This window comes from Pseudomonas asuensis (assembly GCF_014646755.1).
Taxonomy (GTDB): Bacteria; Pseudomonadota; Gammaproteobacteria; order Pseudomonadales; family Pseudomonadaceae; genus Chryseomonas; species Chryseomonas asuensis.
In genome coordinates this window covers 396445-423341 of record NZ_BMNW01000005.1, presented here as the reverse complement: position 1 = coordinate 423341, position 26897 = coordinate 396445, and the positions used below count along the sequence as shown (strand labels likewise).

Below are 26897 nucleotides of genomic sequence, written 5' to 3'. Positions count from 1 at the left end.
TTTAATACCTAATCATTTCATCAGGATGTAGTTATGAACAGGACTTTATTTCGTCGCAGCTTACTGGCAACAGTCATTTCCGCTATGGCTGTTCAAGCGCATGCGCTCGAATATGATCTGGGTAATGGGTATCGGCTGTGGAACAGCGAGACCGTTACAGAATCGCTTAATTTAACGGGGCAGCGTAATCAACAGAGTAGCACCGATAAAATGGGCGTTGAGTTCACGGGTGCAACTATCCAGGGCTCTCTAATTTCTCAGGGGGACTATTTTTTCTCGCGTCTTACCAGAAGCAGTGGAATCACAATGGATCCTTTCGATCCTTCTGTTGCGGGTTCAGTCATTGCGGGAGATTTGATTAATAAAGGCAATATTACGTTAAGCAATGTTGAATATGCTGAAGGTATCGAAATCGGTAAAGCCATGGTTTCCGGTTCGATCATCAATGCCGGCAATATACTTATTACAGCTGCTTCTGATAACAGCGAGGCCGAGGGTATTTACCTACACGGTACTACTATTGGAAAAGACTTTGTTAATAGCGGAACAATCGATGTTCGAACGCCTTATGCAACAGGGCTTATTCTTGACCGCGAAAGCGATACGCCTGTAAGCATTGGCGGCAAGCTCATCAATACAGGCCTCATTCGTGCCCAAGGTTATTCCGCTAATGCCTTTGATATTGAAGCTCCCACATCACCGCTTCGCATAGAAAACCAAGGCACTATGGAAGCCATCGGCGATCAATCCTTTGCGGTTGTTCTGTACGATGGGCAGATCGAGTCCTTTTCCAACAGTGGAACTATCCGAGCGGCGGGAGAAAACTCTAAAGGTATTGTGTTCAAAGGGACTACCTTTGCAAACAATACTCCGCTTGAACAAGGCATTGTCAATACCGGTCTTGTTGAGGCCGACGGTACTGCCATTGAAGTAACAGGTGAGCAGCTTTCTCCTTTTGCCATCAACCAGCGCGCCGGCCTGATCAAGGGCGGCCAGACGGCGATTGATGGCGGTAGCCTTGCAACCCTTAATTGGACTGGTGGACGTATCGACGGCGATGTGCTGGATATGGCTGCTGTTAATGTCTTGGGCAACGCTCAGTACAGTGGCGGGACTATCGCTGCGCCGCGTGTCGATATTATATCGGGCGGCTCTTTGAATCTTGAGCAGGCAGGTTCGTTGATTAACGGCGATTTGCAGGTTGCCTCTGGCGGCGCTATCGATATGCGTCTTTCCAATGCGGTTGATCCCAGCGCAGCGTACTTAACCGTCAATGGTAGAGCGGCGTTTGCATCGGATTCGAGCATTACCTTAAGTGCAAAGCCGCAGGACTTCACGCCAAGTGCTTCGGGCACGCAGTACACGCTGGTGAAGGCAGGGCAGGTACAGGATAGCGGGCTACGTGTTGCCAGCGCGTCCTCTCTACTAAATGTGAACAGTTACGCGACGGACGCCCAGACCGTTAACGCAGTGGTCAGCCTGAAGGAAGATCAGCAGGTCGACGCTGATCTGGCTAATGTAGGCGCATCGCAGAACGCGCGTGACGCGGTCAATAACTTCAAGAACAACACTATCGGCGGATTAACAGCAAGTGATTCAGTGTTTAAGGCATTTGCCAATGCAGGGTCCGAAGAGGCGCTGGCACGTCTGGCTGAGCGGTTGAGCCCGGAGGTTAACCGTGGCTCTATCCAGGCGGCGGTTGCAGGCCAGAACTTGGTCAATAGCGCTATTAGCAGTCGAGTCAGGGGTATGCGTTCGGGGCTTTCGTCCGGAGATGTGCTGACCGAGGCAGGCGTTTGGGTTCAAGGCTTGAGCAATACGTCCGATCAGGATCAGCGTGATGGCGTTGCAGGTTATTCGGCTAACAGTTCCGGCATTGCTGTTGGGGCTGACGGTAAGCTAAATGAGCGTACAACGGTAGGTGTTGCCTATAGCTACCTTAACTCTAACGTAATGTCCGATACGGGTAATAAAACAGATGTGAAGGGTAATGCCTTTACGTTGTACGGCAGCTATGACTGGCAGAACTGGTTCGTTGACGGCAGTTTGACTTATGGTCGTAACGATAACGATGGCAAACGCTATATCGCCGATACGGTTGCCAAGGGCAGCTATGACAGTGAGCTGTTCGGACTGAATGCGCTTGCAGGTTATTCCTACACGTTTGCCGAGCAGTGGTTGCTCGAACCGCGCGTGGCCGCGCGTTATAGCAACGTCAAAATCGATGGCTACAGTGAAAAGGGCTCTTCAGCAGCGCTGCGTAATAATGCACAACGTTATGAAGTGGGTGAGCTGGGTGCAGGTCTGCGTGTAGCGGCTGATTTCCCGCTGGCGCAAGGCAACCTTCAACCTGAAGCCACACTGATGGCCTACCACGATTTCATTGGTGATCGTGTCAGTGGTACTTCATCGTTCCTGCTCGGTGGTACGCCTTTCGTTACGACGGGAGCCTCTCCTGTTCGTGATACCTATGAGGCTGGTGTAGGGGTTAATTACCAGCTGGGAGCCATCAGTGTGGGGGCGAATTACAACTACACGGCAAAGACAGGCTACCAGTCTGATACCTTCCTCTTGAAGGCGCGCTACGCATTCTAATGAGCACAGGCGGCCTGCTGATCTGGCGGGCCGCCTGGTAGGTAGTTTCATGTTGGCGTTTTTTTACCGCTCTTTGGGCGTATCGCTTGTTATCGCTCTGCTAGGTGGTTGTACAAGTCCAAGGGAAGAGCTTGGCGGCTTGGCTGAACAAGCAGGTTATCGACTTGAGACACTCCCCACCCAAGCATTCCCTTTGCAGGCTGTCTTGCCTGCACACTTCAATCCCAGGTCCGTTTTGCGTGTTTACCTGGAAGGAGACGGGCATGCCTGGGCTACCGCCTCCCAACCTAGTCTTGACCCCAGTCCCCATGAGCTGTTGATGCCACGCTTGGCGATGTCAGATCCCGGTGGCGCAGTTTATTTGGCGCGGCCGTGCCAGTTCATAATGTCTACTAGTTGCTCTACTGCAGTCTGGACGAGCCAACGGTTCAGCCAGGCGGTTATCAGTAGCATGAGCGTGGCGCTGGATGCGTTGAAGGTGCGTACGCAAGCAACGAAGTTAGAGTTGGTAGGGTATTCAGGCGGTGCTGCTGCCGCGCTGTTACTGGCTGGGCAGCGTAACGATGTTGTGAGTATTCAGACATTGGCGGGCAATCTGGACCCTGTCGCCTGGGCTGAGTGGCACCAGTTAAGCCCTATGTCTGGCTCACTTGATCCATTGAGTTATAAAGCGCGATTACGCAGCATTCCGCAGCGGCATTTGGTAGGTAATCGCGATACTGTTGTGCCGTGGCAGTTGTCGAAAGCGTTCGCTGGCAAGTTTGAGGATCAAACCTGCATCTCTATTGTTAGCGTTGAGGCAAATCATAACGAGGGTTGGGAAGCGGCCTGGCGAGCCTGGGAAGGAAAGCCGCTTCCTTGTCAGGAGCTTTCTGAATGACTTCGGCTGATCCCAAAAGCAGAGTAACACCGGTGGGTTAAGCGTATCCGATGCCTTAAATGAGGCGGCCAGTGAGCCGCCTGCGAGGGTAATTCGAGAACAGCGCAGCCCGCTTTTACGCATGGCGCCAGACGGCCTCCTGAAGGTAGTCATCCAGCAGGCGACTGTCTTTTGTAGTTCGCTTCAACGCAGGGACAGGGCGCTCCAGCTGCTCCTCAATAAAGGCATGCAAAGCCGGGCGGCGAGGGCCATATGTTGACTCATCCGCATTGCGTTTGAGCGCAAGCAGCTCGTCTATTTCTGCAAGCAGTGCTTGATCATCCACAGTGTTTAACAGCTCATGAAACGTCATGGGTGGACGTCCCAGACCTTGATCTATCCAACGTACCGCCAGTAATGACCGTAATACATAGAAGTACTTCTTGAAGCGTACCGTTTCGTCCTGCAAGTAGCCTCGAAAATTCTTCTTGGCCATCGAGAAATAATGGTTACGTGCTGCCGGCGGGCTATAAAACGCTTCGGCTAATATTCTAAGCTGCTGTGCCTCTGCCAACTCACTACGGTATACGAGCGGAGAGTCGAGCCATTCAAGCAGTGTTGGGTTGGATTTACGTAGAAGACCAAGGGTTTTGCGAAGTTCCCAGCCACTTATGTCCAGCTCATCGCTCAAGGGACGCTCTATGACATCCCGTGGGGCGTCAACCTGCATAAACCAGTTGGGCTTTTCCACATAGATGAAGCGCACATCGTAATCGCTGTCGCGCGAGGCAAAACCCCAGGCTCGGCTACCAGACTCACAGGCATACAAGACGGTAACGTTGCGCTCGCGCTCCAATTGTTCGAGTTCCTGGAGAACACGCGCTCGCATTTCGGGTTCTAGCGGGTGACGTTCACTGCTTTCCATGGCTTGAGTCCTTCCAAATTGTTTGCTCTGCCCTCAGGCAAACACTCATTCAAATCCAACATGAACACCGGTGTAAAGGTTGAATGGAAAGCACGGTGGGATAAGGCTGACAAAAGGTTACTGGAAAGATGCCTGATGAAGCAGGCGAGAGGGGGGATAAATGTTGCCGGTACCTTTCATCTATTGAGGTAAAGTAAAACGAAGCCTCTTGGCAAATACCGGCGTATGAACCGGCGCAGGTTGCGCAGTAAGCGTACATAGCGATTTAGCAAAAGCCATTTTTAAAACGTGAAATGTTTTTCCAGGGGAGAATTTATTGCTGTCAGATAGAATGGATAGGCTGTTAGCAACAATTTTAAATTGTTACTTTAATCCAGGCACTCGAAGCCCTTTCTAAACAAGTCTGATGCTTTTAGATATGGGCTAGTTGGAACAAGGCGGGGCTTTAAGGGTTTTTCAGCTCTTTACTAGATCTAAGGTGTTAAGTGATAGGTGCGGTCTGCTTAATTAAGTGGATATGCCCCTAATGTGATGAAGCCCGAGCATGCTCGGGCTTCATCATAAAAGATACCTATTAGCCAAGCATTAGAAGGCAAGTGCTACTTTCGCACCGTATTCGTTTGCCTTGAGTTTGACATCATCAGCAACATCGAGATTATTCTTGAGCTTGTACTCATTGTGTATGTAGTAGACGCCTACCATAACAGGCATTGAGTTAGCGCCTTGATTGAACAGTACGTTCATTTCCGCGTAAGGATTAGTGCGGTTGCGAAGATCAACCCGTTCACTGCCTACGTCTTCTACGCTAAGACGTGCGCGACCGTTGATAGTACGGCGTGCGCCAGCTTCCAGGCGGAAAGTTGTAGCTTCGTCAAACTGGTGGTTATAACCCAGCGCTGCTTTGGCAAATGCCCCTTTGGTCGTTAGCTTGACATCTTCACCATTGGTATCTGGCTCATAACGAGTCCAGCCATAACCGCCACCAATCAGTGCATCGAGGTAGTTGGTGTTATCAATAGCCATACGCCAGCCAAGGTCGATATCGCCTTCAGCTTCTTTAAGCTTGTTGCTGCGTCTTTCACCAAATTTGACCTTGGCTTCACCTTGGTAAATGAGGCCTTCTTCAGCAGTCATCTTATTACCAAAGTTATAAAAGACGCCTCCTTTACCCATGTGAGTCTTATCGGAGCCTACGTCAGACTCAAGTTTATATTTGCTATAGCTACCTAGTACACCCAAATTGGAAATAGGGCCTGTATCAGCCGCCATTGCATAGGATGAAGCAACTGTAAGTGCAGCTACGGCAGAAGTCTGAACCCAGCGGGCTCCAAAAGAAGCAAACATAATCAACTCTCCTCGGTAAAGCAGTGAGTCTTACGACAGGCGCGTATTACGAATAGCACTTGCCTTATAAGTTCCAAACGCTAGACGAGATGCATCGATAAGCAAGTTGATATAAAAAATTAGTTTAAAAGGAGGAGGTAGTTATATATTTTCGCTATTGGATCTGATATCAAAACGACACTTTTTAAAGTGTTGCTAAATACTTGCCAGATAATACGTATGAAGCTTTATCTATGTGGCGCTTAAGACCTGATCTATAAATTATGATGGCAATTAAAAATCCAGACTGGCCCGTTTTTCTAATGTCCCTATTAGCTGGCAGGCTGAATGCTAGGGTAGGAGGGTGGATGAGCTTGAAAAGTTGAAAAGTGGTTCTTAGCCCAGTGGTAAGGGAGTGGGTCGAGATATACGCGTGTAGCGGGTTAACAGTTGGAGAGGCTTTACCGTGAGCTAAGCCAGCATGGTGGGCTGTGTACGTGTGAGTGACGGCACTAAACGCGAGTAAGCAAAGATTAAGGCAAGCGTGAACATCGAGCTTGAAGAGCGCTGGGTTAGTAGTGAGTGAGAGCTTTCTTCTGGATGCCATCGTTAGAAGGAGGCATCCAGAAGAAGGACAAGCGTTAGAACGCTATGCCGACTTTCGCGCCATACTCATCATGCTTGAGCTTGACGTTGTCTGCCAGGGCTAGCCGATCCTTCAGTTTGTCCTCGTGGTGCTCATAGTACAGACCCGCTGTAATTGGTAGACCTTTACTATTCTGGTTGAACAGCATGTTCACTTCCGCATAAGGATTGGTGCGGTCATGAACGTCTACACTTTCACTGCCTTCATGCTGGATACGCAGGCGGGCGCGCTCATTCAGCTGACGACGCACACCGCCTTCCAGACGCAGCGTGGTGTTGTTATTGAAGGCATGGTTGTAACCCAGAGCGGCCTTGGCAAAAGGACCTTTTGCTGTCAAACGCGCATCGTTGCCGCTGGTATTGGGTTCATAACGAGACCAGTCATAGCCTGCACCTACAAGAGCATCGACATAGTTCTGGTTGTCGATAGCCATTCTCCAGCCTACGTCTGCTTGACCACGACCTTCCTTAAGGCGATTGCTGTGCTTTTCGCCAAACTTGGCCTCAACGCCTGCCTGGTAAATCAGGCCTTCGCCGCCAGTCATTTTGTTGCCATAGTTATAAAACACGCCAGCCTTGGGCAGGTGGCCATTTTGTGAGCCCAAATTAGACTTCAACTTATACTGATCGTAGCTGCCAGTGATGCCAGCTGTGGAGATAGGGCCGCTGGTGTCTGCCATAGCGTGAAAAGAAAAGGCAGCCAATACAGAAAAAAGTGAAGAGTGAATCCAGCGATTGCGGGCTTTTGTAGTCATAAAGAAACTCCTAAACTTTGCGCTATAATATTACATAGCACTATCACTTTAATTCAGAGAAAGCTTAATGACAATAATTGTTAGCTATCTAATTGATAGCTAGATATCTATTTAGCGATGATAAGGGCTGTTCCTTAAGCGCTAGATCAATGGGGTTGTACAGATTCCCTACAGGCTGTGGTGTACACGCGCTAATGTTAAGACTTAGGGTAGGCGCTTAAGAGTGCTTGCGTAACTTGCGGTCGGGGAGCAGAGGGGAAATCCAGTTGCGATCAGATTTCGCGCATAGTCGTTACTGACTGTCAGGCTTGAGTATTAACGCTTACAGACCTGAGCCTATCAAAGGCTAACACCGCTTGGTATTCACCGCTTCGTTTAATAGATGAGATAGGGATGTCACGTAAAAAGACAGTTGCTATTGGCTTTATCGGCTCGACCTTGGACCGCGTAGGGCAGGGCGCTAATCGCTGGAGTAAATGGCGCCCCACAATAGGACTGTGCCAGCAACAGGATCTGCTCATCGACAGGCTTGAATTGATTCATGGGACTGATGCGCGGGACATTGGCCTCGCTGAGCGGTTAAGGAGCGATATCTGTCAGGTCTCGCCGGAAACAGACGTATGCCTGCACGCCATGCCGCTACGCAATCCCTGGGATTTTGAAGAGGTCTATGGCGCGCTGCACGATTTTGCAGCGGGTTATACCTTTGATACCGAGCAGGAGGATTACCTCGTACATATCACGACAGGAACCCACGTTGCGCAGATCTGCTGGTTTCTACTGACCGAAGCCCGATATCTACCCGCGAAGCTGATTCAAACGTCACCGGCTAGACGACGTGATGAAAGCAACGAGGTGCCGGGAACCCATGCGCTGATTGATCTTGATCTGTCTCGCTATGATCGTATTGCGACCCGGTTTCAGCATGAGCGCCTGGAGGGGCTGGCCTTTCTCAAGTCAGGCATTGCAACACGAAACACGGCATTTAACCGGACCATCGAGCAGATTGAGCGGGTTGCTTTGCGCTCCAAGGCTCCCATGTTGCTGATAGGGCCTACAGGGGCTGGCAAGTCCTTTCTGGCGCGCCGTATCTATGAGCTTAAGCGTGGTCGGCATCAAGTCGATGGACGTTTCGTTGAAGTCAATTGCGCCACGCTCAGAGGGGACGGCGCTATGTCTACCCTGTTTGGTCATGCGAGAGGCGCCTTTACCGGAGCGCAAAGTGCGCGGGAAGGCCTGCTTCGCGCAGCGGATGGCGGGATGTTATTTCTGGATGAAATCGGTGAACTGGGGGCCGATGAGCAAGCCATGTTGCTCAAGGCTATCGAGGAGAAACGCTTCTTCCCGTTGGGTTCTGATAAAGAGGTCACCAGCGATTTCCTGTTGATGGCAGGAACACATCGGGATCTGCGCAGCCGTGTTGCGGAAGGGCGCTTTCGCGAAGATTTACTGGCGCGTATCAATCTCTGGACATTCGACCTGCCAGGCTTGGCGGGGCGGCGGGAGGATATCGAGCCAAATATTGATTTTGAGCTGGAGCGTCATGCCCGTGAGCAGGGACATCTGGTGCGGTTCAACCTGGAGGCACGGCGGCGCTATCTAAGCTTTGCTACATCCAGTGAGGCTATGTGGAGCGGTAATTTTCGTGAGTTATCCGCATCTATTACTCGCATGGCAACCCTGGCAGACAGCGGGCGGATTGATGAGGCAAATGTGCAGGAGGAGATCGATCGGCTGCGTCGTGCCTGGGGGCTTGATTTATCGGGTGATGAGCTCGATCTTCTTTTGGGGTCGCAGGCAAAGGACATGGATCTGTTTGACCGCCTGCAACTCGCCTCTGTAATTGAGGTATGCCGGCAGGCGGATAATCTCTCCGATGCTGGACGACGGCTATTCGGTGTTTCGCGCCAGGCCAAGGCTCAGCCGAACGACGCTGATCGACTGCGCAAGTATTTGGCACGATTCGGGCTAGAGTGGGGACAAGTAAAAAGAGGGAAATAACAGGTGCTGTCCTCCTGTCTTTCACAGGACAGGGGTTAGAGTGCTATCGTGGTTTCTGAAATAAAATCCATGGGCACGTGCTCTACCAGCCAGACGCCATTATCCGCCTGAAAGAATCGATGGCCTTGCTGGTGCATATCCTGCGCCCTGATATTTAATATCACTGGCGTGCCATAGCGCTTTCCTACAGCACGGGCCGTGTCAGGGTTATCGGAGAGATGGACATGGTGGCGTGAGCCGGGGATCAAGCCCTGTCTTCGGATCGATTCCAGGAAACGACTGGCAGTACCATGGTACAAGCGTTCAGGTGGGACTTTCTGGACGTGCTGAAGGTTAACCTGCGTTGTGGAATGCCCCTGAGCTGCACGAATGCGTGCCCCATCAGACGATAAGCTGAAGCGTTTTTTATCGTTACCCACAACCACTTCGCGTATGAGCGTTTCGTCCAGAGCGCGGCCATGCCTGGCGGCACCTTCGATCAAGGCGCTAACATCAACCCACCCCTCATTATCAAGTGTGATGCCAATTGCCTGAGGCTTATGCCTGAGGATATAGCTCAGGAATTTGCTCGTCTCAGTAAGCGTCTTGTTACCCATAAGTTCCTCCATACTGCAACGTGCATTTTAGGCAAGACGCTATAAACATCGGGCGGCATTGCTCGGCAATCCGCCCAATGAAAGGCTTTGGCTAGCGTCCTGCAATAGGATCGTGACCATAGTTCGGTGAGTGTGGCCCACTCAGGAGGCCATTGGGGCGCCCTACCGACAACAGGCGAAGACTGGTAATCCCGGCGATTTCGTGACCTTTATCAGTAATAGAGTTCGCGATCTGATTTACAGCGGCTGTGATCAATAAGCCAATCAGACCACCACCACTGTTTTGCTGCTGTTCGGCCGTGCTGGCGCTCGCAGCACCTTGCCAAAGCAATTTGCCGCTGCGTAGATCAACGAGCTTGGCGGAAGCGGTTACAACCGTCTCACTGCTGATGATGGCATAGGTACTGCCATAGCGACTGACCTCCACATACATGGCAGCGTCTGCACCAAAGATTTCACGAAGCTTGGCGGGTGGCGCTGCCTGCATGTCTTCGGGATTTAACAGGCCGTTTTCCTTGAAGGTTTCATCCACAAGGGCAACAGGTAAAACGTAATAACCGGCTTCGGCCAGTGGATAGGTCAGTTGTGAAAGCACGCTGTAAGTGGCTTTTACATCAGGCGACTTGTTTACTGGCGGCAGAATAACAATGGAGGTTGGCTTGCTTTCTCTAAATGCCGTGTAGTCATAGGGTTGCTGTTGGTTGGCACAACCTACCAGTAGACCAAAGGCGGAAAGGACAAATAAGGCTTTGAGATAAAGAGTGCGCATGGGAGGTTCCTACTTCTTGAAGTTACGCATCAGGAAGTCCATGTACGCGGTGGACTCTGGAAATAAGGTTTTTTCAGTCTCGAATTGCTGGCGAACCTGATCCATTTTGCCTACTTCGGCATAAAGCATTCCCAGCTGGGCGTGATAGCCAGGTGCGGGTGTAAGGCCTTTTGAGCGAGCCTGTTGCAGTCCTGCCTCCAGGGCCGTGATCTGCTGCTCAGGGCCCGTCTCCTTGGTGAAGTGCCCATAGACCTGTTCTTGATAACCGGGCCAGTAATAGAGCGATTTAGGCTGCTCGGCACAACCGCTGAGCAGGGCCACAAAGGTAAGCGACAACAATGCAGCACAAGGCTGTAAAACGCTTTTCATATCCATTCCTTAGCGTTAACGATTTACTGTGCGGGCTTCCAGGCGCCGCTATCGATACCTTCGACCAAGCGGTTGATCGCTTCACGGATGGCCAGGTCCAGGACTTTACCGTTCAGCGTAGAGTCGTAACTTGCTGTTCCACCAAAGCCAACCACCTCCCGGTTGGATAGGCTGTACTCACCTGCACCCTGGGTCGAGTAAACCACTTCGGATGTACGCACATTAACGATATTGAGGTTGACCTTGGCATAGGCGATTTGTGATTTGCCACGGCCAAGAATGCCGAACAGCTGCTGATCACCTACTTCCTTGCGACCAAACTCTGTTACATCCCCGGTAACGACATAATCAGCACCGCGCAGCTGCTGTCCTTTTTTCGAGATTGCGCTTTCCTGGGCTATTTCACTGAGGTTGTCACGGTCCAGGACATTGAAGCGGTTGGACTGCTGAAGGTGAGTGATCAGAATGGTTTTAGCCTGACCGCCCAGACGATCAACGCCATCTGAAAAAAGACCACGCATATAGCTTGAGCGGTTATCAAATTTACCCACGGAAATAGGGTGACGTATGCCTTGATAGACGCTTTGGGCAGAAGTCACCTTGGCAACTTCCAGTGTCCGAGAGCCTTCAGTTGCGCAACCGGAGAGCAGCGCAGCCAAGCTAATGGCGCTTGCAATCAAAACCTTCTTTTTCATGTACGTCTCTTTACTAGCGTTGACGCTACTGCCAGTCACTCCCTCTGTGAACAGCAATAACAATTAGCGAACAGATCACACTGCTCTAGCGTTCGCTGTTTTCAACTAGAAAGAAAAGGTAAGGGCACTCGCTGAAATTGACGATGAACGGCAATCGGGTGCTCAGAAAACCTGACCTGTCCTTGGCTGATTAGCATCCTGCTAGAGAAGTAATTTGTGAACTGTATCAATTTTATTGCGCTGAATTAGGTCGCACCTCGACGAACGGAGCAAGAGAAGTCACAAGCGGAGTGCTGAGCCAAAAAGCCAAGATAAATCCAACTCGATATATGACTGATCAGTCCGTTTTAAAACCTATAAGTCATTAGGCGTAAAGGAGATCCAGCCGACAAATGGCTAAAAGCGTCAGGTGCCTAAAAAAGAACTTTTGAAGCCTGTTTCTGACGTACTAGAAAAGCTTTGCGTGCGTGGAAAATACTGGTCTAGAGACGTTTTACCGAGTCTTCCTAATAATACTTTCTAATTGGCCTGATAGGTAAAAGTGCACAGGTTGATAGTCATTTTCTCTGAACTATCCAGAGCCAAACTGCCTCCATTTATACAGAGCCTGTACATACCATCGTTATCAGGCTTTTACACCATGGGTGTTATTAAAAATCAAAAGGGAAGTAGTTGGGATAAGGACAACGTGATTAATTCTGGATAGGAGAACTGTATGTTCGTTCATAACAAACGACTTCAGTACACCGTTCGTGTGGCTGGTCCCAATCCGGGTCTTGCCAATCTAATGCTTGAACAGTTTGGCGGTCCCCAGGGCGAACTTGCTGCTGCAATGCGCTACTTCACACAAGGTCTGGCCGAAGATGATGCAGGTCGTAAGGATCTGTTGATGGATATCGCGACCGAAGAGCTTAGCCACTTGGAGATCATTGGCTCCATCGTGGGAATGCTGAATAAAGGTAATAAAGGCCAAATGGCCGAAGGCATCGAAGAAGAAGCCGATATGTACCGCAGCATTACCGGTGCAGGTAACGATTCCCACATTACATCGGTCCTGTACGGTGGCGGCGCACCGCTTACCAACTCTGCAGGTGTACCGTGGACAGCCGCCTATATCGATACTATCACTGAGCCTACTGCTGACCTGCGCTCCAACATTGCAGCAGAAGCCCGTGCAAAGATTGTATATGAGCGCTTGATCAATCTGACCGACGATGCGGGCGTGAAAGATGCTCTGCAGTTCCTGATGACGCGCGAAATCGCTCACCAGAAGTCTTTCGAGAAGGCCCTGCATTCAATGCAGCCCAACTTCCCCCAAGGCAAGCTGCCTGGCAAGCCCGAATTCGCCAGCGTGTACTTCAACATGTCTCAAGGCGAAGGCGAGATGCGTGGTCCTTGGAATCAGGGCGGCGAATGGGAATTTGTGGAAAGCCCACAGCCTGCTGTTGATGGTGGTGATGGTCTGGCTACCGTAAATCTGCCAGCCAAAGACATGAAAGTTGTTGAGCAAATGGTCAAGCGTACGATGTCTGACCCAGCCAGCAACCCTCTCACTGGGGCTGATCTAGGCTCTGGTATGGCTACGCAAAAGAAAGAAGTCTGATGCGTGTCTAGCTAGATGATTACCTATGCATGGCTTGGCTGTGGTCTGATACCACACCCTGCCATGCAGGGTTCTTATATGAAGCCTTACGCGAGCCGATAGACAAGTTCTTTATCCGGTAGTCATCAGGACGAATTAAAATGTCGGAATGCAGTCGCAGTAAGCAGCACTGTTATTACCGCATATCAAGGAAGCGAGATGACCGAAGAGAATCGCGACGCACAACTTTCCGAAGATCAGGCGATTGAGTTCGCTCATCAAGTACTCGATTTAGCGCGCAGTGGCGATGCAGCCACACTGGCCAAGCTACTGGACAAGGGGCTGCCCCCTAATTTACGCACCAGTAAAGGCGATACCCTGCTAATGCTGGCCAGCTACCACGGGCAGCTTGATGCAGTGCGTACACTGCTTGATCATGGCGCTGATCCTAATATCCGCAATGATAACGGTCAGAGTCCAATTGCAGGTGCAGCCTTTAAAGGTGACTTGGCAATGGTGAAACTGTTGGCTGAGCAAGGTGCTGACATAGAAGGTGCTTCACCCGATGGCAAAACAGCGCTGATGATGGCCGCCATGTTCAACCGGGCTGAAATCACCGAGTACCTGATTGAAAAGGGCGCCGATATCCATGCTCAGGATGCTAATGGTGTAACGCCTCTTGCGGCTGCCCAACGCATGGGTGCGCCAGAAACGGCCGCTTTGCTGGCCCGCATTCAAGAGCTGCAAAAGTAAGCTACTTATTCATGAAAAAGACGCCTTGTCAGGCGTCTTTTTCATTTCTGGTTTAGCGCGGCTCTAGCCGAACCTGATGGCATTCGCCTTCCAGTGGCTCTATTAGAATGCGAACAGGGCAAAACTGCTGGATGACCTCGGCATTGCTCTTGAGATGTTCGGACGCATTCAGGCAGGTAAAGCGACCACTGCCTGCCAGTACCAAGGGTAGTAAAAGCTGGTCGGCCAAATGCTCCCCTACAGCCGCGCCGCTGCGTTCAAAGACAAGCAATTCATCAACAGCTTGGTTGGCCACATGCTCTGCTCTGACGCGACTTTGCCCAAACGCTGCAAACACTTCAGTAACCGCTTCGTAACGCTGTTCAAGCAACACCACGTTTCCAGGTCCCTGGGCCGTGCTCAACAGAATGTTATGTAGCATGTCAGAAGACCAATTAAGGCGTTGGGCAATCTGGTTTAGCTCTCGCCTGCCAATCGATTCGGGCAGGCCTGCTACAAGCGCTTGCGCCTGTTGGCTGATCAGAGGGCCGCGAGTATCCAGCACCAGTGGACGCAGCTCGCCGGGTTGGATGGCTACCGTTATTTCACCCCCGCCAGCAGGTGCAAAGCCGTGGCGAACCAGGTCAAGTTTTACATCGGCACCCATCTGCCTCAGCAGGGGCAGCCATGCTTTTTGCAGGAAGTCGACTGGCGGTGCGGCAGGGTTATGCGTTCCGCCTTTCAGCCGCAGGCGACTAGGAGCAGGTGCCCTGAGCAGAGCAGGTAGCACCGTCTGTAAAACCAGTACGCAGCTGCCTGCTGTGCTAATGGCAAACTCATAGTCGCCCCCTTTGATTGCGCCGGGGCGAAAGTGCAGATTGAGCGTGCCTAATTCAGCGCCTTCAAGGGTAGCATCGCAAATAGCGGCTGCCGCCTGCACGGCAGTCAGGTGTTGGCGAAGCAGTCCGGGGCGGCTCCGCTTCGCACGAATATTAATGATGCTGAAGGGCCGCCCGGTAATCATGGACAGGCTCAAGGCGCTGCGCAAGATCTGACCGCCGCCGATCGAGCCATCCAGGTGTAGTTCTTCCATGGTTAAAACCTCCTTTATGCTACTGGTCAGCCTTTGACGCATACCACTTGCCGTAGGGTATGTACTACTTCCACCAGACTGCGCTGGGCTTCCATCACTCGATCAATGTCTTTATAAGCCATCGGGATCTCGTCAATGACATTGGCGTCCTTTCGGCACTCCACATGTGCAGTGGCGCGTACCTGGTCTTCCACTGTAAACAGATTCTTGGCTTTGGTTCGGCTCATGGTTCGCCCTGCGCCGTGGCTGCAGGAGCAGAATGACTCTTCATTACCCAAGCCGCGAACGATGAAGCTTTTAGCCCCCATGGAGCCGGGAATAATGCCTAGCTCTCCTTTTTTTGCAGAAACCGCACCTTTGCGGGTGATCAGCACGTCTTGACCGAAATGCCGCTCTTTTTGCACGTAGTTATGGTGACAGTTTACTGCTTCCAGGCTTGCTTCGAAGGGTTTGGTGATGACATTGCGGGCTGCCTCTATGACGGCATGCATCATCAAGGCACGATTCTGCTTGGCAAAGTCCTGCGCCCAGGCGACGGCTTCCACATAGTCATTGTAGTGCTTGCTGCCTTCTTCAAAGTACGCCAGGTCCTTATCAGGAAGATTGGCGATATGCTGTTGCATGTCTTTTTTTGCCAGCTCGATGAACAGATTGCCAATGGCGTTACCAACACCACGCGAGCCGCTATGCAGCATGAACCAGACCCGCTGGGCTTCGTCCAGGCAGACCTCGATAAAATGATTGCCAGTACCCAGGGTGCCCAGATGGTTACGGTTGTTGGTCTTTTCCAGCTTTGGGTATTTAGTAGTAATTGCCTTGAATCGTTTGTCCAGGCTGGACCAGGCGCGATCGGCCATGTCAGGCACATTCTGCCAAGCCCCCTGATCACGGCGGCCAAAGGTCTTGCCGTGTGGAACGGCTCTTTCAATCGCACTACGCAGAGGGTGCAGGTTGTCAGGTAGATCCGAAGCCATCAGCGACGTGCGCGCGGCAATCATTCCGCAGCCGATATCAACGCCTACAGCCGCCGGGATGATGGCACCTATGGTTGGGATAACGCTACCAATGGTCGAACCCTTGCCCAGGTGTACGTCCGGCATAACAGCCAAATGCTTGAAGATGAACGGCATCTTGGCTGTGTTCATCAATTGCTGCTTGGCATCGCCTTCAACGGGGACGCCTTCGGTCCACATCTTGATGGGCTTGCCGTTAGCTACTTCAAGAAGCTGATAGTTCTGCTTTTCCATGTGTACGCTACTCCATTGGTTTGGTGATATGCAGGCAAACACGCTGCACTCTTGATATCCATGGATATAGCAGGGGGTGTGCCACAATGGTTTGTTCTGGGGTTTTTAATCTAACCTATTGAAAATAAACGATTAAATTAAAAACTTTTAAAAGGCTGGTTTAGTGTCGGCCTGAAAATTAGATAGGTGAATATAAGGATTTATAATTCAGTATAAATTCTGGTGTTTCTCATCCAATGCTTTAAAGGTTAGTCCTCTGTTACTGCTTAAATGACTCATTCGGTCACTCGGCACCCGACGAGCTGCTAGAAAAACTGATATCAGACTGTTGCTTTGCCAAGGGCCAAAGTGGATTATTGTGGTATGACGACATACAGAGGCTAATGGTGATACATGGCTGAATGTATTGTTTGATTGTGCAAAATCGTTGTAAACGGCAATTCCATACTAATAAAAACAGGAAGCTGGTATGACAACTAAGTCTGTTGTATGCAGAAAATCTACGTGGGCTACAGGTATGCTCTTGCTGGCTATCAGCACGAGTAGTTTGGCCGCTCATATGCGCGAAGTCGCAACATCCGGCTGGGCAACCCAGAACGGAGGAACCCGTGGAGGCTCCGCTGCCATGGGTACCGATATCTATACCGTACGCTCTGCTACCGAACTCAAGCATGCGCTTAGTGCAAATGCCGGAAGCAATGGCCGTATCATCAATATTGTCGGAACGATCGACATCAGCGATGGAAAGCCCTTTACCAGTACCAGCGATATGGCCAAGCGAGGTCTGCTCTCCGTTCCTGGCGATACCACCATTATTGGTTTGGGTAAGAAGGCCGGTATCGTCGATGGATTTTTCATGATCAAGCAGAACAACGTGATCATGCGTAACCTGACCATCGAAAATGCCTGGGACCCTTCGCCTACCTGGGACCCAGATGACGGTGATCTAGGCAATTGGAACTCGGAGTTCGATGGCGTCACTATCAGTGGGGCGAGTAACGTCTGGCTTGATCACATGACCTTTACCGATGGCGGACGTCTGGACGATCCGAACGAGGTCGGCAATGGTGTTCACATCCAGCATCATGACGGTGCGCTGGACGTCGTTCGGGGGGCCAACTATGTCACGGTGTCTAACACCGTGTTCAAATTACATGATAAGAATATTCTGATCGGCAATAGCGATAGCCGCGCGGATACTGATAGCGGCAAGCTAAAGGTCACGATCCACAACTCTGTCTTCCAGGAGGTAGGCCAGCGTGCGCCTCGTGTGCGATTTGGCCAGGTGCATCTGTATAACAACCTTCATCTTGGTAGTACCAAGCATGCTGTTTATCCCTTTGTCTACGCTCATGGGGTAGGTAAATCCTCCGCTATTCTCTCGGAAGCTAACGTCTTCGCTGTCGCGGGTATCAGTGGGTGTGATCAGGTGACGGCCAAATGGGGCGGTACGGTCTATAAAGATGTCGGCTCGCTCGTCAATGGCCGGAAAATGACCTGTTCATGGGACCCGAATATTGGTTGGGCTCCGCCTTATCGATACACCAAATTACCCGCTTCGCTCGTGCCTCTTGCCGTACCTGTACGAGCAGGTGCAGGCAGGATCAATTTTTAAAACTACACATCGTATCGATCGACTTTAAAGCGCTCTGCTTTGCATAGCTGAGCGGCTGAGCCTATGGCTTATGTCGCTGATCTCTGTTGAGCGCGCTTTTGTGTAGATCGGAGGCGATATCCCGGTATTTAAAACACTGGATTTAGAGATGTGTGAGTGGCAGTAAACCCAACGTAGGAAAATAAGATGAAAATAAAGTGTGGGCAACTCAAGGCATCAGTGCTGGGTTCGGGACTGCTAATGTCAGTCATGGCGTCGAGCAGCTTTGCCGCTGATGTGCTTGAAGCAGCCAGTACCGGCTGGGCTACGCAAAATGGCGGCACGAAAGGCGGGGCGGCAGCGGCTTCGGTGAATACCTATACCGTACGTAACGCAACAGAGCTTAAAAATGCACTTAAAGCGTCAGCTGGCAGCCGTATCATCAAGGTATCGGGCAAGATCGACATCAGTGATGGCAAGGCCTATACCACGACCAGCGACATGAAGAGTCGTGCGCAATTGACTGTGCCGGGAAATACGACAATTGTAGGGCTGGGTACCACTGCACAGATCGTCAATGGATTTTTCATGATCAGGGAAAACAACGTGATCATGCGTAATCTGACCATCGAGAACCCTTGGGACCCGGTTCCAGTCTGGGACCCGGATGATGGTGCCCTGGGTAACTGGAACTCAGAGTTTGACGGCGTCACCATCGAAGGCGCGAGCAACGTCTGGATCGACCATTTAACCTTCACTGATGGTAGTCGTCCGGATGATCCGAACGAGATCAAGAATGGACGGCATGTGCAGCATCACGACGGCGCGCTGGACGTGAAGAAGGGCGCGAACTACGTGACCATCTCCCATACCATCTTCAAGCTGCACGACAAGAATATCCTGATTGGGTCCAGTGACAGCGCCAGCTCCACAGACAGCGGCAAGTTGAAGGTCACCATTCACAACTCGGTCTTCGAAAACGTATCCCAGCGTGCCCCACGTGTACGTTTTGGTCAGGTGCACCTGTACAACAACCTGCACACGGGCAATACGAAGGACTCGGTTTATCCGTTCTATTCGGCTCACGGTGTCGGCAAGTCATCGGCGATCCTATCGGAAGCCAATGCCTTCAATATCAGTGGTATCAGCAGCTGTGACAAGGTTACCGCTCAGAATGGCGGCAGCGTTTATAAGGATGTGGGGTCATTGATCAATGGCGTCACGATGAGCTGCTCCTGGGATGCGAATATTGGTTGGACGCCTCCTTACAAGTACACCAAGATGGCCGCCTCGCTGGTGGCTTCCAGCGTTCAGTCCTCCGCTGGCGCAGGCAAGATCAATTTCTGATCGCTTGCTGATCGCGCGAGCCCCCTCCCATATTTTGAGTGAGGGGGTTTCTTGCCCGTATGACCGCTCAGCACATGTCGCGTTAGTGATCTGCTCGGATCAAAACATCGATCCGTCGATATGTTAAAGCAGAAACACTGCTCATTTTAGTTGAGAGCTATCTTTAGAAATTTATAAATTCCAATATGACATTATTGCAGTGAAACTCATTTGCGTTGAGCCTGCGCACGCGTTACTGACAGACACTAAACGGTAAGGACGTGTGCATGACTATGAAATTAGGCTCACTCAAGAAGCCAGCCCTACTGGGCGCAGGTATGTTGCTGATGGCAACAGCCGCCAGTACTTTTGCAGCAGATATGCGTGAGGCAGCCAGTACAGGCTGGGCTACACAAAATGGCGGGACAAAGGGTGGCGCCGCTGCTGCGTCTGCCAACATCTATACCGTACGTACGGCTAACGACCTGAAGAATGCCCTGAAGGCTTCTGCCAGTAGCCGCATTATCAAGATTTCCGGCAAGATCGATATCAGTGAAGGCAAGGCTTACACCAGCACCAGCGAGATGAAAAAGCGTGCCGAGCTGGCGGTGCCTGCCAATACGACGATTGTCGGCCTTGGAACGACTGCGCACATCGTCAACGGGTTTTTCATGATCAAGGAAAACAACGTGATCATGCGTAACCTGACCATTGAAAATCCTTGGGATCCGGTTCCGGTTTTCGATCCGGATGATGGTGATTCAGGTAACTGGAACTCCGAGTACGACGGCGTTACTGTGCAGGGTGCCAGCAACGTTTGGATTGACCATTTGACCTTTACTGATGGTAGTCGCCCCGATGATCCGAGCGAGATCAAGAAGGGACGGCATGTGCAGCATCACGACGGCGCGCTGGACGTGAAGAAAGGTGCCAACTATGTGACCATTTCCAATACGGTATTCAAGCTACACGACAAGAATATCCTGATTGGTTCTAGCGACAGCGCCAGCTCAACTGACAAGGGCAAGCTGAAGGTCACCATTCACAACTCGGTCTTCGAAAACGTATCCCAGCGTGCCCCACGTGTACGTTTTGGTCAGGTGCACCTGTACAACAACCTGCACATGGGCAATACGAAGGATTCGGTTTATCCGTTCTATTCGGCTCACGGTGTCGGCAAGTCATCGGCGATCTTGTCTGAAGCCAATGCGTTTAATATCAGCGGCATCAGCAGTTGCGATAAGGTAACAGCCAAGAACGGCGGCAGCGTTTATAAGGATGTGGGTTCACTCATCAATGGCGTTTCCATGAAATGCTCTTGGAATTCCAACATCGGTTGGACGCCTCCTTACAAATACACCAAGGTTGCGGCTTCGCTCGTAGCTTCCAAAGTCCCCTCCGAAGCAGGTGCGGGCAAGATCAGCTTCTAACCCACGTAACTGCCATCTCCCCAAGGAGGTGGCAGTTTTCTGCCTATTTCTCGCCTTTTCTATTCCTTCCTGTCTGGCATGCCGCTTTGCGCACGGTACAGTCATTTACATGCTTAGCCATCTAAATAGTTAATAATTATAACGTTCGATAATCGATCGTTAAGGACGTTAATGTCTTGACGATAGACAGGCTGGAGTCAAGTATCCAAAGGGCAAGCACATAGAGATGAAGCCAACGGCATTCATTAAAAAGTTAATAATAAAAACAATATGGAGCTAGTCTATGTTCATTGGTACTGATTTATCCGCTTATCCAGCGTTATTCACCTTCCGTACGCGCACTGTCTTTCGGCTACCTCCACACGTTTACGACGTGTCGCTGCTCTCTGGCTGACCAAAGCCCTCCGTTTTCCCTGGCACTGATCCACAACAACAATAAACAGGTATCGGTCATGTCCTTATCGCTTTCCTGGCGTGCCGGCGCGCTGGCGCCCTCATGCCTTGCTGTTGCGCTATCCGCTCATTCCCTGGCTGCCTTAGCTGCTCCCTCGGTCGCGCTCGAACAGTCTCGGCCTTTGCCGCTCGATAACTCCCTAGAAAAGGCACGCCCCCTGCCGCCTGGACCGCCTCGCTGGGCTGAGGACTATCGGTTTCTGGACGATGAATCCAAGCGTACCGATTTCTTTGATCCGTTTCGTTATCACCGATTATCTGATTCAGCCTGGGTCCAGTTTGGTGCAGAGGCGCGCTATCGCACGGATACCATCAATAACCCGGTATTCGGACTGCGGGGCGTAAACAAGGACTCCTATATCCAGCAAAGACTCCAAGTTCATGGCGATCTGCACCTGATGGATGACCAGGTCCGCGCATTTGTTCAGCTGGAAAACACACGTGCCTGGAACAAGGCGTTGTACGGGCCGTATGACCAGAGCAGGACGGAGCTGCATCAGGCGTTTATTGATATCAACACCAATCCCTTGGGCGGGCAGCTGATGACACGGGTAGGGCGTCAGGAGTTGGGGTATGGCAACCAGGCGTTCATCACCTACCGTGAAGCGCGCAATATTCGACTCAATTTTGATGGGGTGCGCTTGAGTTATTCCCGCCCTGGCGGCTACAAGCTTGACGCCTTTGCCCTTCGCCCAGTCGAGACCGGTAAGGGCAGCTTTGATGATGGCTCCAACAACAACGTCAAGTTTTATGGGTTGTACGGAACGCTACCGCTGACAGCTATCCTGAAAATGGATGTGTACGGCTTTGGGCTAGAGACCAACGAGCGAACCCTGGACGGGCTAACAGGAAGCGAGAAGCGCTACACCGGTGGCGTACGGCTGTTTGGCAAGCAGGCCGGTTGGGACTGGTCGTGGGATCTGGCCTATCAGGGTGGTCATCTGGAAGGCGCGCGTATTCGTGCCTGGGGTGTCAGCAGCGAGACGGGGTATACCTTCAGGCAGTCCTGGAAGCCGCGCCTGGCGGTGCGTTTCGATGCAGCCAGCGGTGATGACCGCTTTGGTGATGACAAGATTGGCACATTCGACCCGTTGTTTCCCAAGAATGGTTTCTATGGGGATTCGGGACTGACCACGCTTTCGAACATGTATCTGATCGGCCCGCTGCTGACCTTTGCGCCGCGTGAATACCTGCAGGTGGAAACCGGCGCCTTTGCTGTCTGGCGTGAAAGTACGAATGATGGGGTTTATCTGCCGGGTATGTCCTATGTGCCGGGAACACCCAATAGCTCATCGCCCAAAACCGGCAACCTGTTTCGCAACAACCTGCGCTGGCTACCAACCGCGAACCTGACCGTCGACCTGGAGTACAGCTACTTCCAGGCGGGAAAGGCGGTGCGACAGGCCAACGGCTCGGATACCCATTTTGGCATGGTTTCAACAACGTTCCGTTTCTGATGCGCCTGACCCATGAGGAGGTTTTGTTATGACTACGCTCGGGATGGCTGATGCCCGTACACGCCTGACCATAGGCCTGTGTTTTGTGGTGGCCTTGCTGGAAGGGATGGATTTACAGGCAATGGGGATTGCTGCGCCCAGCATGGCGGCAGCGTTTGGCTTCAAGCCGGCACAAATGGGGCTGGTTTTTAGCGCCAGTATTCTGGGGTTGCTACCGGGCGCCTTTTTGGGGGGCTGGTGTGCTGATCGAATTGGGCGCAAGAAAGTGCTGATCGCCTCTGTGGTGCTGTTCGGCCTTTTCTCGCTGGCCAGTGCTCACGTCTGGGATATGCAGAGCCTTCTGGTGGCGCGCTTCGTGACTGGGATTGGTCTGGGGGGCGCGTTGCCTAATCTGATCGCACTGTCCTCTGAGTCAGCGGGGGAGCGTGCCCGTAATACGGCAGTGAGTCTGATGTATTGCGGCGTGCCGCTAGGTGGCGCGCTGGCGGCTATTGTGGGTCTGTTGGAAACTGGAATGGGCTGGCGGACGGTGTTCTATGTGGGTGGTTTTGCGCCGCTCCTGGTGGCGCCTTTGCTTGGGCTGTACTTGAGGGAGTCCTCGGCGTTTGTCAAAAGTCGGCAGGCGGCTCGTGCTACTGAGCGGCCCACCCGTACCTGGGACGGCCTGTTTCATCAGGTCAGAGCCTCTACCACGCTGATGCTGTGGATCAGCTACTTTTTTACCCTGACGGTGATGTACATGTTGCTCAACTGGCTGCCTTCGCTATTGGTAGGGCAGGGGTTTACACGCAGCCAGGCAGTAACCGTGCAGATCCTGTTCAACATTGGTGGCGGTATCGGCTCGGTCCTGTTTGGGTTGCTTATGGATCGCTGGAAGCCCCGTATCGTCGTGGTTGCGATTTATGCCGGCATTCTAGGAGGGCTGGCAGGGCTAGGGCTTTCAAGCAGCTTTGCTGCGGTAATCGTGGCCGGATTCATGGCGGGCCTGTTTGTAGTGGGTGGCCAACTGGTGCTGTATGCACTGGCGCCCGTGGTCTATCCGGCAGCCGTGCGGGCTACTGGTGTGGGCTCTGCTGTAGCCGTTGGGCGGTTGGGCGCCATGGCAGGGCCCCTTCTGGCCGGCCAGGTGTTGGCCATGGGCGGCGCTGCGTCGACGCTGGTTATCGCTACCGCACCCGGCGTGGTGATCGCCGCCGCATCCGTGCTTTGTCTGCTCAATCGACAGGCCGCCAAACCGGTTAACGCTACCGTGCTGGCGGGTGAACCGGCTCATTAAGGAGAAACCATGATCAAGCCTCTATTTACAGTCTTACTGTTAACGGCTGGAACGTTGTTGTCAGGCACTTCGATGGCCGATGAGGTGCAGGAAAAACCAGCCTTTGATCCGCCGCCGTTACAGCTCGAAAAGCTGGCCCGATTCGAAGTCGATCTGACCGCGCCTGTGTGGGAGCTTGGCAAGACCAGCGACCTGGGCAAGCGTCGAATCATCCCGATTACCGGTGGGCGCTTCGAGGGTCCGTCCTTTAAGGGCGAAATCCTCAACAACGGAGCGGACTGGCAAATCGTGACTGATGACGGGCTGGCCATTATCGATACGCGCTACCTGCTCAAGACAGATGACGGTGCGTTGGTCTACTTACAGACCAAGGGTTATCGCTACGGCCCACCGGAGGTAATGAAAGATGTGGCGGCCGGTAAGCCTGTTGATCCGAGTCAGTATTTCTTTAAGGTCACGATGACCTTTGAGACCAGCTCCGAGAAATACGATTGGCTCAACCGGGCAATAGGGGTTGGCAGTGCCATGCGTTTGGGCAAGGCCGTGGTATATGACGCCTACTTGCTCAAATAAAGTTAACTGACTGATTTTGTTAACGATTAAAAAGCGCTTTTAAGTCAGCCGTATAACGGCCAGATTTTTAATAAGTATAAAAGCTTATGGAGTTGTAAAAATCTAAAAATAGTTAATTGACATAACTATTTTTCTGCCTTAGCTTGGACTTACAAGAAGCACAACAATAAGGGTTCCGCCATGAGCAATTACGAAGGTCGCTGGAAAACCGTAGAGGTAAAGGTTGAGGAGGGCATCGCCTGGGTGATCCTTAACCGTCCTGAAAAGCGCAATGCCATGAGCCCGACGCTGAATCGGGAAATGCGCGAGATTCTGGAGACACTGGAACAGGATGCCGATGCGGGTGTATTGGTATTAACCGGCGCAGGTGACGCCTGGACCGCAGGCATGGACCTCAAGGAATACTTCCGCGAGGTAGATGCAGGCCCTGAAATCCTTCAGGAAAAGATCCGCCGTGAGGCATCCGAGTGGCAGTGGAAGCTGCTGCGCATGTATAGCAAGCCGACCATAGCCATGGTCAACGGCTGGTGTTTTGGCGGTGGTTTCAGCCCGCTGGTGGCCTGTGATCTGGCTATTGCTGCCGATGAGGCCACGTTTGGTCTTTCCGAGGTCAACTGGGGTATCCCGCCCGGCAATTTGGTCAGCAAAGCCATGGCGGACACCGTAGGCCATCGTGAATCCCTTTATTACATCATGACCGGCCGCACGTTTGATGGTGTAAAAGCCGCTCAGATGGGTCTGGTCAACAAGAGTGTGCCGCTGGCTCAGCTGCGTGAAGAAACGGTTACCCTGGCGCGTGAGCTACTTGAAAAGAATCCTGTTGTGCTGCGCGCGGCCAAGATCGGCTTCAAGCGTTGCCGCGAACTCAATTGGGAGCAGAACGAAGACTACCTGTACGCCAAGCTTGACCAGGCTCGCTTGCGTGATCCCGAGCATGGCCGAGAGGAAGGCATGAAGCAGTTCCTTGACGAGAAAAGCATCAAGCCGGGTCTGCAAACCTATCGTCGTTAAACATTGAATACCCTGACGCCTGGGCCCGTCCTGAGCGGCTAAGGCGGGCGTTCCGGCGTATGCTGTTGTGTGCAGTTCCTGACAAATATAAAAACGAGGATCGCATCATGTATGAGGTTTCCCTGCTCATTGGTGGCCGTCACGTGCAGGCCTCCAATGGGCGTCAGTTCGAGCGCCGCAATCCGTTGACCGAGCAAGCCGTCACCCGCGCGGCAGCGGCTAGCCTTGAAGACGCCGACGCCGCTGTCGCGGCGGCACATGCAGCTTTTCCCGCATGGGCTGCGCTGGGGCCTAACGAGCGCCGGACGCGTTTGCTCAAGGCGGCCGATCTTATGGCCAGCCGTGCAGACCAATTCGTTGCGGCGGGACGGGGTGAGACCGGCGCCATGCCTAACTGGTACGGCTTCAATGTTCATCTTGCAGCAGGCATCCTGCGGGAAGCGGCGTGCATGACGACCCAGATTACCGGACAGATCATCCCTTCCGACCTGCCGGGCTCGATGGCTATGGCGGTGCGTCAGCCCTGCGGTGTGGTTGTTGGTATTGCGCCCTGGAATGCGCCGGTCATCCTGGCTACGCGTGCGATTGCCATGCCGCTGGCCTGTGGCAATACCGTAGTGCTCAAGGCTTCCGAGTTATGTCCGGCGGTACACGCGCTGATTGGCGATGTTTTGCATGAGGCTGGCTTGGGTGATGGGGTGGTCAACGTAATTCACAACGCACCAGAGGATGCGCCGGCTATCGTCGAGCGGCTCATTGCTAATCCGGCGGTACGCCGCGTCAACTTCACGGGCTCCACAAGAGTTGGCAAGATCATTGGTGAGATGGCAGCACGTCATCTCACGCCTGCGGTGCTGGAGCTGGGCGGTAAGGCGCCACTTCTGGTATTGGATGATGCAGACGTGGATGCCGCGGTAGAGGCGGCTGCCTTTGGCGCCTTCTTTAACCAAGGACAAATTTGCATGTCCACTGAGCGGCTGATCGTGCATGAATCCATTGCCGATGCGTTCGTAAGCAAGCTGGCTGCCAAGGCCAAAACCCTACTGGCTGGCGACCCGCAAGCCAGCACGTCGGTCTTGGGTGCGCTGATCGACCGGGCACCGGCTGAGCGTTTGCAGGCATTGATGGATGATGCATTGACCAAGGGTGCACGCTTGGCAGCAGGTGGGGAGATTGACGGCTGCCTGATGCAGGCGACTGTTATCGATGGCGTAACGCCTGAAATGAAGCTCTACCGTGAGGAGTCCTTCGGGCCGATGCTATCCGTCATTCGAGTAAAGGATGACGAAGAAGCCCTGCACGTAGCCAACGACTCCGAGTACGGTTTGTCTGCCGCCGTGTTCAGCCGCGACGTGAATCGTGCCCTGGGGCTGGCCCAGCGGATCGAGTCCGGCATCTGCCACATCAATGGCCCGACGGTGCATGACGAAGCCCAGATGCCGTTCGGCGGTGTGAAGGGCAGTGGCTATGGCAGCTTTGGCTCGGCGGCTTCGGTCGAGCACTTTACCCAGCTGCGCTGGATCACGCTCCAGACAACGCGCCGACATTACCCCATTTGAACCCACGCTATTCCTGACAACAACAATGACAA

The 26897-nt window shown here is 52.5% G+C and carries 22 protein-coding genes; 13 read left to right on the top strand and 9 right to left on the bottom strand.

What is annotated here, in order from left to right; translation table 11 throughout:
• Nucleotides 1–33 precede the first annotated feature (33 nt).
• Both IEX86_RS13825 and IEX86_RS13820 read left to right on the top strand, forming a co-directional pair.
• Nucleotides 34–2595, top strand: a complete 2562-nt coding sequence (locus IEX86_RS13825) for an autotransporter family protein (RefSeq protein WP_188866704.1) — start codon at nucleotides 34–36, stop codon at nucleotides 2593–2595.
• Between the two features lie 49 nt (nucleotides 2596–2644).
• Entirely contained in the window at nucleotides 2645–3475 is an 831-nt protein-coding gene (locus IEX86_RS13820) for an alpha/beta hydrolase (protein WP_188866703.1), read from the top strand.
• Nucleotides 3476–3590: 115 nt separating this feature from the next.
• On the opposite strand, the gene IEX86_RS13815 is transcribed toward IEX86_RS13820, so the two are convergent.
• The 3 genes from IEX86_RS13815 to IEX86_RS13805 all read right to left on the bottom strand — a co-directional run bounded on the left by IEX86_RS13815 (nucleotide 3591) and on the right by IEX86_RS13805 (nucleotide 7102).
• The gene (locus IEX86_RS13815) at nucleotides 3591–4379 is read right to left on the bottom strand and encodes a nucleotidyltransferase domain-containing protein (RefSeq protein ID WP_188866702.1); all 789 of its coding nucleotides are present in this window, start codon (nucleotides 4377–4379) and stop codon (nucleotides 3591–3593) included.
• A gap of 585 nt (nucleotides 4380–4964) precedes the next feature.
• Complete coding sequence (locus IEX86_RS13810) at nucleotides 4965–5723, bottom strand: outer membrane beta-barrel protein (protein ID WP_188866701.1); 759 nt, start codon at nucleotides 5721–5723, stop codon at nucleotides 4965–4967.
• A gap of 620 nt (nucleotides 5724–6343) precedes the next feature.
• Nucleotides 6344–7102: an outer membrane beta-barrel protein gene (locus IEX86_RS13805; RefSeq protein WP_188866700.1), complete on the bottom strand. Its 759-nt coding sequence runs from the start codon at nucleotides 7100–7102 to the stop codon at nucleotides 6344–6346.
• Between the two features lie 393 nt (nucleotides 7103–7495).
• Here IEX86_RS13805 and rtcR point away from each other — a divergent pair, with 393 nt between their 5' ends.
• Nucleotides 7496–9103 carry an RNA repair transcriptional activator RtcR gene (gene rtcR / locus IEX86_RS13800; RefSeq protein ID WP_188866699.1) on the top strand — a complete coding sequence of 536 codons (1608 nt, stop codon included), beginning with the start codon at nucleotides 7496–7498 and terminating at the stop codon, nucleotides 9101–9103.
• A gap of 35 nt (nucleotides 9104–9138) precedes the next feature.
• Here rtcR and IEX86_RS13795 read toward each other — a convergent pair whose 3' ends face one another.
• The 4 genes from IEX86_RS13795 to IEX86_RS13780 form a co-directional block, all read right to left on the bottom strand.
• The gene (locus tag IEX86_RS13795; protein WP_188866698.1) at nucleotides 9139–9699 is read right to left on the bottom strand and encodes an RNA 2'-phosphotransferase; all 561 of its coding nucleotides are present in this window, start codon (nucleotides 9697–9699) and stop codon (nucleotides 9139–9141) included.
• Nucleotides 9700–9790: 91 nt separating this feature from the next.
• Nucleotides 9791–10468: a DUF799 domain-containing protein gene (locus IEX86_RS13790; protein ID WP_188866697.1), complete on the bottom strand. Its 678-nt coding sequence runs from the start codon at nucleotides 10466–10468 to the stop codon at nucleotides 9791–9793.
• Nucleotides 10469–10477: 9 nt separating this feature from the next.
• Nucleotides 10478–10837: a DUF4810 domain-containing protein gene (locus tag IEX86_RS13785; protein ID WP_188866696.1), complete on the bottom strand. Its 360-nt coding sequence runs from the start codon at nucleotides 10835–10837 to the stop codon at nucleotides 10478–10480.
• 23 nt (nucleotides 10838–10860) lie between these two features.
• Nucleotides 10861–11532 (bottom strand): CsgG/HfaB family protein, encoded by a 672-nt coding sequence (locus tag IEX86_RS13780; RefSeq protein ID WP_188866695.1) that lies wholly within the window; start codon nucleotides 11530–11532, stop codon nucleotides 10861–10863.
• A gap of 715 nt (nucleotides 11533–12247) precedes the next feature.
• On the opposite strand from IEX86_RS13780, the gene IEX86_RS13775 reads away from it, so the two are divergent.
• Together IEX86_RS13775 and IEX86_RS13770 are read left to right on the top strand one after the other, a co-directional pair.
• Nucleotides 12248–13135, top strand: coding sequence for a manganese catalase family protein (locus IEX86_RS13775; protein WP_188866694.1), 888 nt, complete (start codon nucleotides 12248–12250; stop codon nucleotides 13133–13135).
• A gap of 198 nt (nucleotides 13136–13333) precedes the next feature.
• Nucleotides 13334–13867 (top strand): ankyrin repeat domain-containing protein, encoded by a 534-nt coding sequence (locus IEX86_RS13770; protein WP_188866693.1) that lies wholly within the window; start codon nucleotides 13334–13336, stop codon nucleotides 13865–13867.
• A gap of 52 nt (nucleotides 13868–13919) precedes the next feature.
• On the opposite strand, the gene rtcA is transcribed toward IEX86_RS13770, so the two are convergent.
• Together rtcA and IEX86_RS13760 are read right to left on the bottom strand one after the other, a co-directional pair.
• A complete protein-coding gene (rtcA, locus tag IEX86_RS13765; protein ID WP_188866692.1) occupies nucleotides 13920–14939 on the bottom strand; it encodes an RNA 3'-terminal phosphate cyclase in 1020 nt (339 codons plus the stop codon).
• Nucleotides 14940–14965: 26 nt separating this feature from the next.
• Nucleotides 14966–16186, bottom strand: a complete 1221-nt coding sequence (locus IEX86_RS13760) for an RtcB family protein (protein ID WP_188866691.1) — start codon at nucleotides 16184–16186, stop codon at nucleotides 14966–14968.
• Nucleotides 16187–16655: 469 nt separating this feature from the next.
• Between IEX86_RS13760 and IEX86_RS13755 the strand changes: the two genes are divergently transcribed.
• The 8 genes from IEX86_RS13755 (at nucleotide 16656) to IEX86_RS13720 (ending at nucleotide 26865) form a co-directional block, all read left to right on the top strand.
• A complete protein-coding gene (locus tag IEX86_RS13755) occupies nucleotides 16656–17801 on the top strand; it encodes a pectate lyase family protein (protein ID WP_188866690.1) in 1146 nt (381 codons plus the stop codon).
• A gap of 186 nt (nucleotides 17802–17987) precedes the next feature.
• On the top strand, nucleotides 17988–19127 hold the full coding sequence (locus IEX86_RS13750) for a pectate lyase family protein (protein WP_188866689.1): 1140 nt from the start codon (nucleotides 17988–17990) through the stop codon (nucleotides 19125–19127).
• A 266-nt stretch (nucleotides 19128–19393) separates the two neighbouring features.
• The gene (locus tag IEX86_RS13745; protein WP_188866688.1) at nucleotides 19394–20536 is read left to right on the top strand and encodes a pectate lyase family protein; all 1143 of its coding nucleotides are present in this window, start codon (nucleotides 19394–19396) and stop codon (nucleotides 20534–20536) included.
• 452 nt (nucleotides 20537–20988) lie between these two features.
• Nucleotides 20989–22446, top strand: a complete 1458-nt coding sequence (locus IEX86_RS13740) for an alginate export family protein (protein ID WP_188866687.1) — start codon at nucleotides 20989–20991, stop codon at nucleotides 22444–22446.
• A gap of 28 nt (nucleotides 22447–22474) precedes the next feature.
• Nucleotides 22475–23722 carry a 3-(3-hydroxy-phenyl)propionate transporter MhpT gene (gene mhpT, locus IEX86_RS13735; RefSeq protein WP_188866686.1) on the top strand — a complete coding sequence of 416 codons (1248 nt, stop codon included), beginning with the start codon at nucleotides 22475–22477 and terminating at the stop codon, nucleotides 23720–23722.
• Nucleotides 23723–23731: 9 nt separating this feature from the next.
• Nucleotides 23732–24295 carry a DUF3237 domain-containing protein gene (locus IEX86_RS13730; protein WP_229685337.1) on the top strand — a complete coding sequence of 188 codons (564 nt, stop codon included), beginning with the start codon at nucleotides 23732–23734 and terminating at the stop codon, nucleotides 24293–24295.
• A 180-nt stretch (nucleotides 24296–24475) separates the two neighbouring features.
• Nucleotides 24476–25306 (top strand): p-hydroxycinnamoyl CoA hydratase/lyase, encoded by an 831-nt coding sequence (locus IEX86_RS13725; protein ID WP_188866685.1) that lies wholly within the window; start codon nucleotides 24476–24478, stop codon nucleotides 25304–25306.
• A 107-nt stretch (nucleotides 25307–25413) separates the two neighbouring features.
• Nucleotides 25414–26865: an aldehyde dehydrogenase gene (locus IEX86_RS13720; RefSeq protein ID WP_188866684.1), complete on the top strand. Its 1452-nt coding sequence runs from the start codon at nucleotides 25414–25416 to the stop codon at nucleotides 26863–26865.
• Nucleotides 26866–26897 lie beyond the last annotated feature (32 nt).

Coding starts and splice junctions, on each gene's coding strand:
- IEX86_RS13825 (WP_188866704.1), top strand. CDS start 34: ATGAACAGGACTTTATTTCGTCGCAGCTTACTGGCAACAGTCATTTCC.
- IEX86_RS13820 (WP_188866703.1), top strand. CDS start 2,645: ATGTTGGCGTTTTTTTACCGCTCTTTGGGCGTATCGCTTGTTATCGCT.
- IEX86_RS13815 (WP_188866702.1), bottom strand. CDS start 4,379: ATGGAAAGCAGTGAACGTCACCCGCTAGAACCCGAAATGCGAGCGCGT.
- IEX86_RS13810 (WP_188866701.1), bottom strand. CDS start 5,723: ATGTTTGCTTCTTTTGGAGCCCGCTGGGTTCAGACTTCTGCCGTAGCT.
- IEX86_RS13805 (WP_188866700.1), bottom strand. CDS start 7,102: ATGACTACAAAAGCCCGCAATCGCTGGATTCACTCTTCACTTTTTTCT.
- rtcR (WP_188866699.1), top strand. CDS start 7,496: ATGTCACGTAAAAAGACAGTTGCTATTGGCTTTATCGGCTCGACCTTG.
- IEX86_RS13795 (WP_188866698.1), bottom strand. CDS start 9,699: ATGGGTAACAAGACGCTTACTGAGACGAGCAAATTCCTGAGCTATATC.
- IEX86_RS13790 (WP_188866697.1), bottom strand. CDS start 10,468: ATGCGCACTCTTTATCTCAAAGCCTTATTTGTCCTTTCCGCCTTTGGT.
- IEX86_RS13785 (WP_188866696.1), bottom strand. CDS start 10,837: ATGAAAAGCGTTTTACAGCCTTGTGCTGCATTGTTGTCGCTTACCTTT.
- IEX86_RS13780 (WP_188866695.1), bottom strand. CDS start 11,532: ATGAAAAAGAAGGTTTTGATTGCAAGCGCCATTAGCTTGGCTGCGCTG.
- IEX86_RS13775 (WP_188866694.1), top strand. CDS start 12,248: ATGTTCGTTCATAACAAACGACTTCAGTACACCGTTCGTGTGGCTGGT.
- IEX86_RS13770 (WP_188866693.1), top strand. CDS start 13,334: ATGACCGAAGAGAATCGCGACGCACAACTTTCCGAAGATCAGGCGATT.
- rtcA (WP_188866692.1), bottom strand. CDS start 14,939: ATGGAAGAACTACACCTGGATGGCTCGATCGGCGGCGGTCAGATCTTG.
- IEX86_RS13760 (WP_188866691.1), bottom strand. CDS start 16,186: ATGGAAAAGCAGAACTATCAGCTTCTTGAAGTAGCTAACGGCAAGCCC.
- IEX86_RS13755 (WP_188866690.1), top strand. CDS start 16,656: ATGACAACTAAGTCTGTTGTATGCAGAAAATCTACGTGGGCTACAGGT.
- IEX86_RS13750 (WP_188866689.1), top strand. CDS start 17,988: ATGAAAATAAAGTGTGGGCAACTCAAGGCATCAGTGCTGGGTTCGGGA.
- IEX86_RS13745 (WP_188866688.1), top strand. CDS start 19,394: ATGACTATGAAATTAGGCTCACTCAAGAAGCCAGCCCTACTGGGCGCA.
- IEX86_RS13740 (WP_188866687.1), top strand. CDS start 20,989: ATGTCCTTATCGCTTTCCTGGCGTGCCGGCGCGCTGGCGCCCTCATGC.
- mhpT (WP_188866686.1), top strand. CDS start 22,475: ATGACTACGCTCGGGATGGCTGATGCCCGTACACGCCTGACCATAGGC.
- IEX86_RS13730 (WP_229685337.1), top strand. CDS start 23,732: ATGATCAAGCCTCTATTTACAGTCTTACTGTTAACGGCTGGAACGTTG.
- IEX86_RS13725 (WP_188866685.1), top strand. CDS start 24,476: ATGAGCAATTACGAAGGTCGCTGGAAAACCGTAGAGGTAAAGGTTGAG.
- IEX86_RS13720 (WP_188866684.1), top strand. CDS start 25,414: ATGTATGAGGTTTCCCTGCTCATTGGTGGCCGTCACGTGCAGGCCTCC.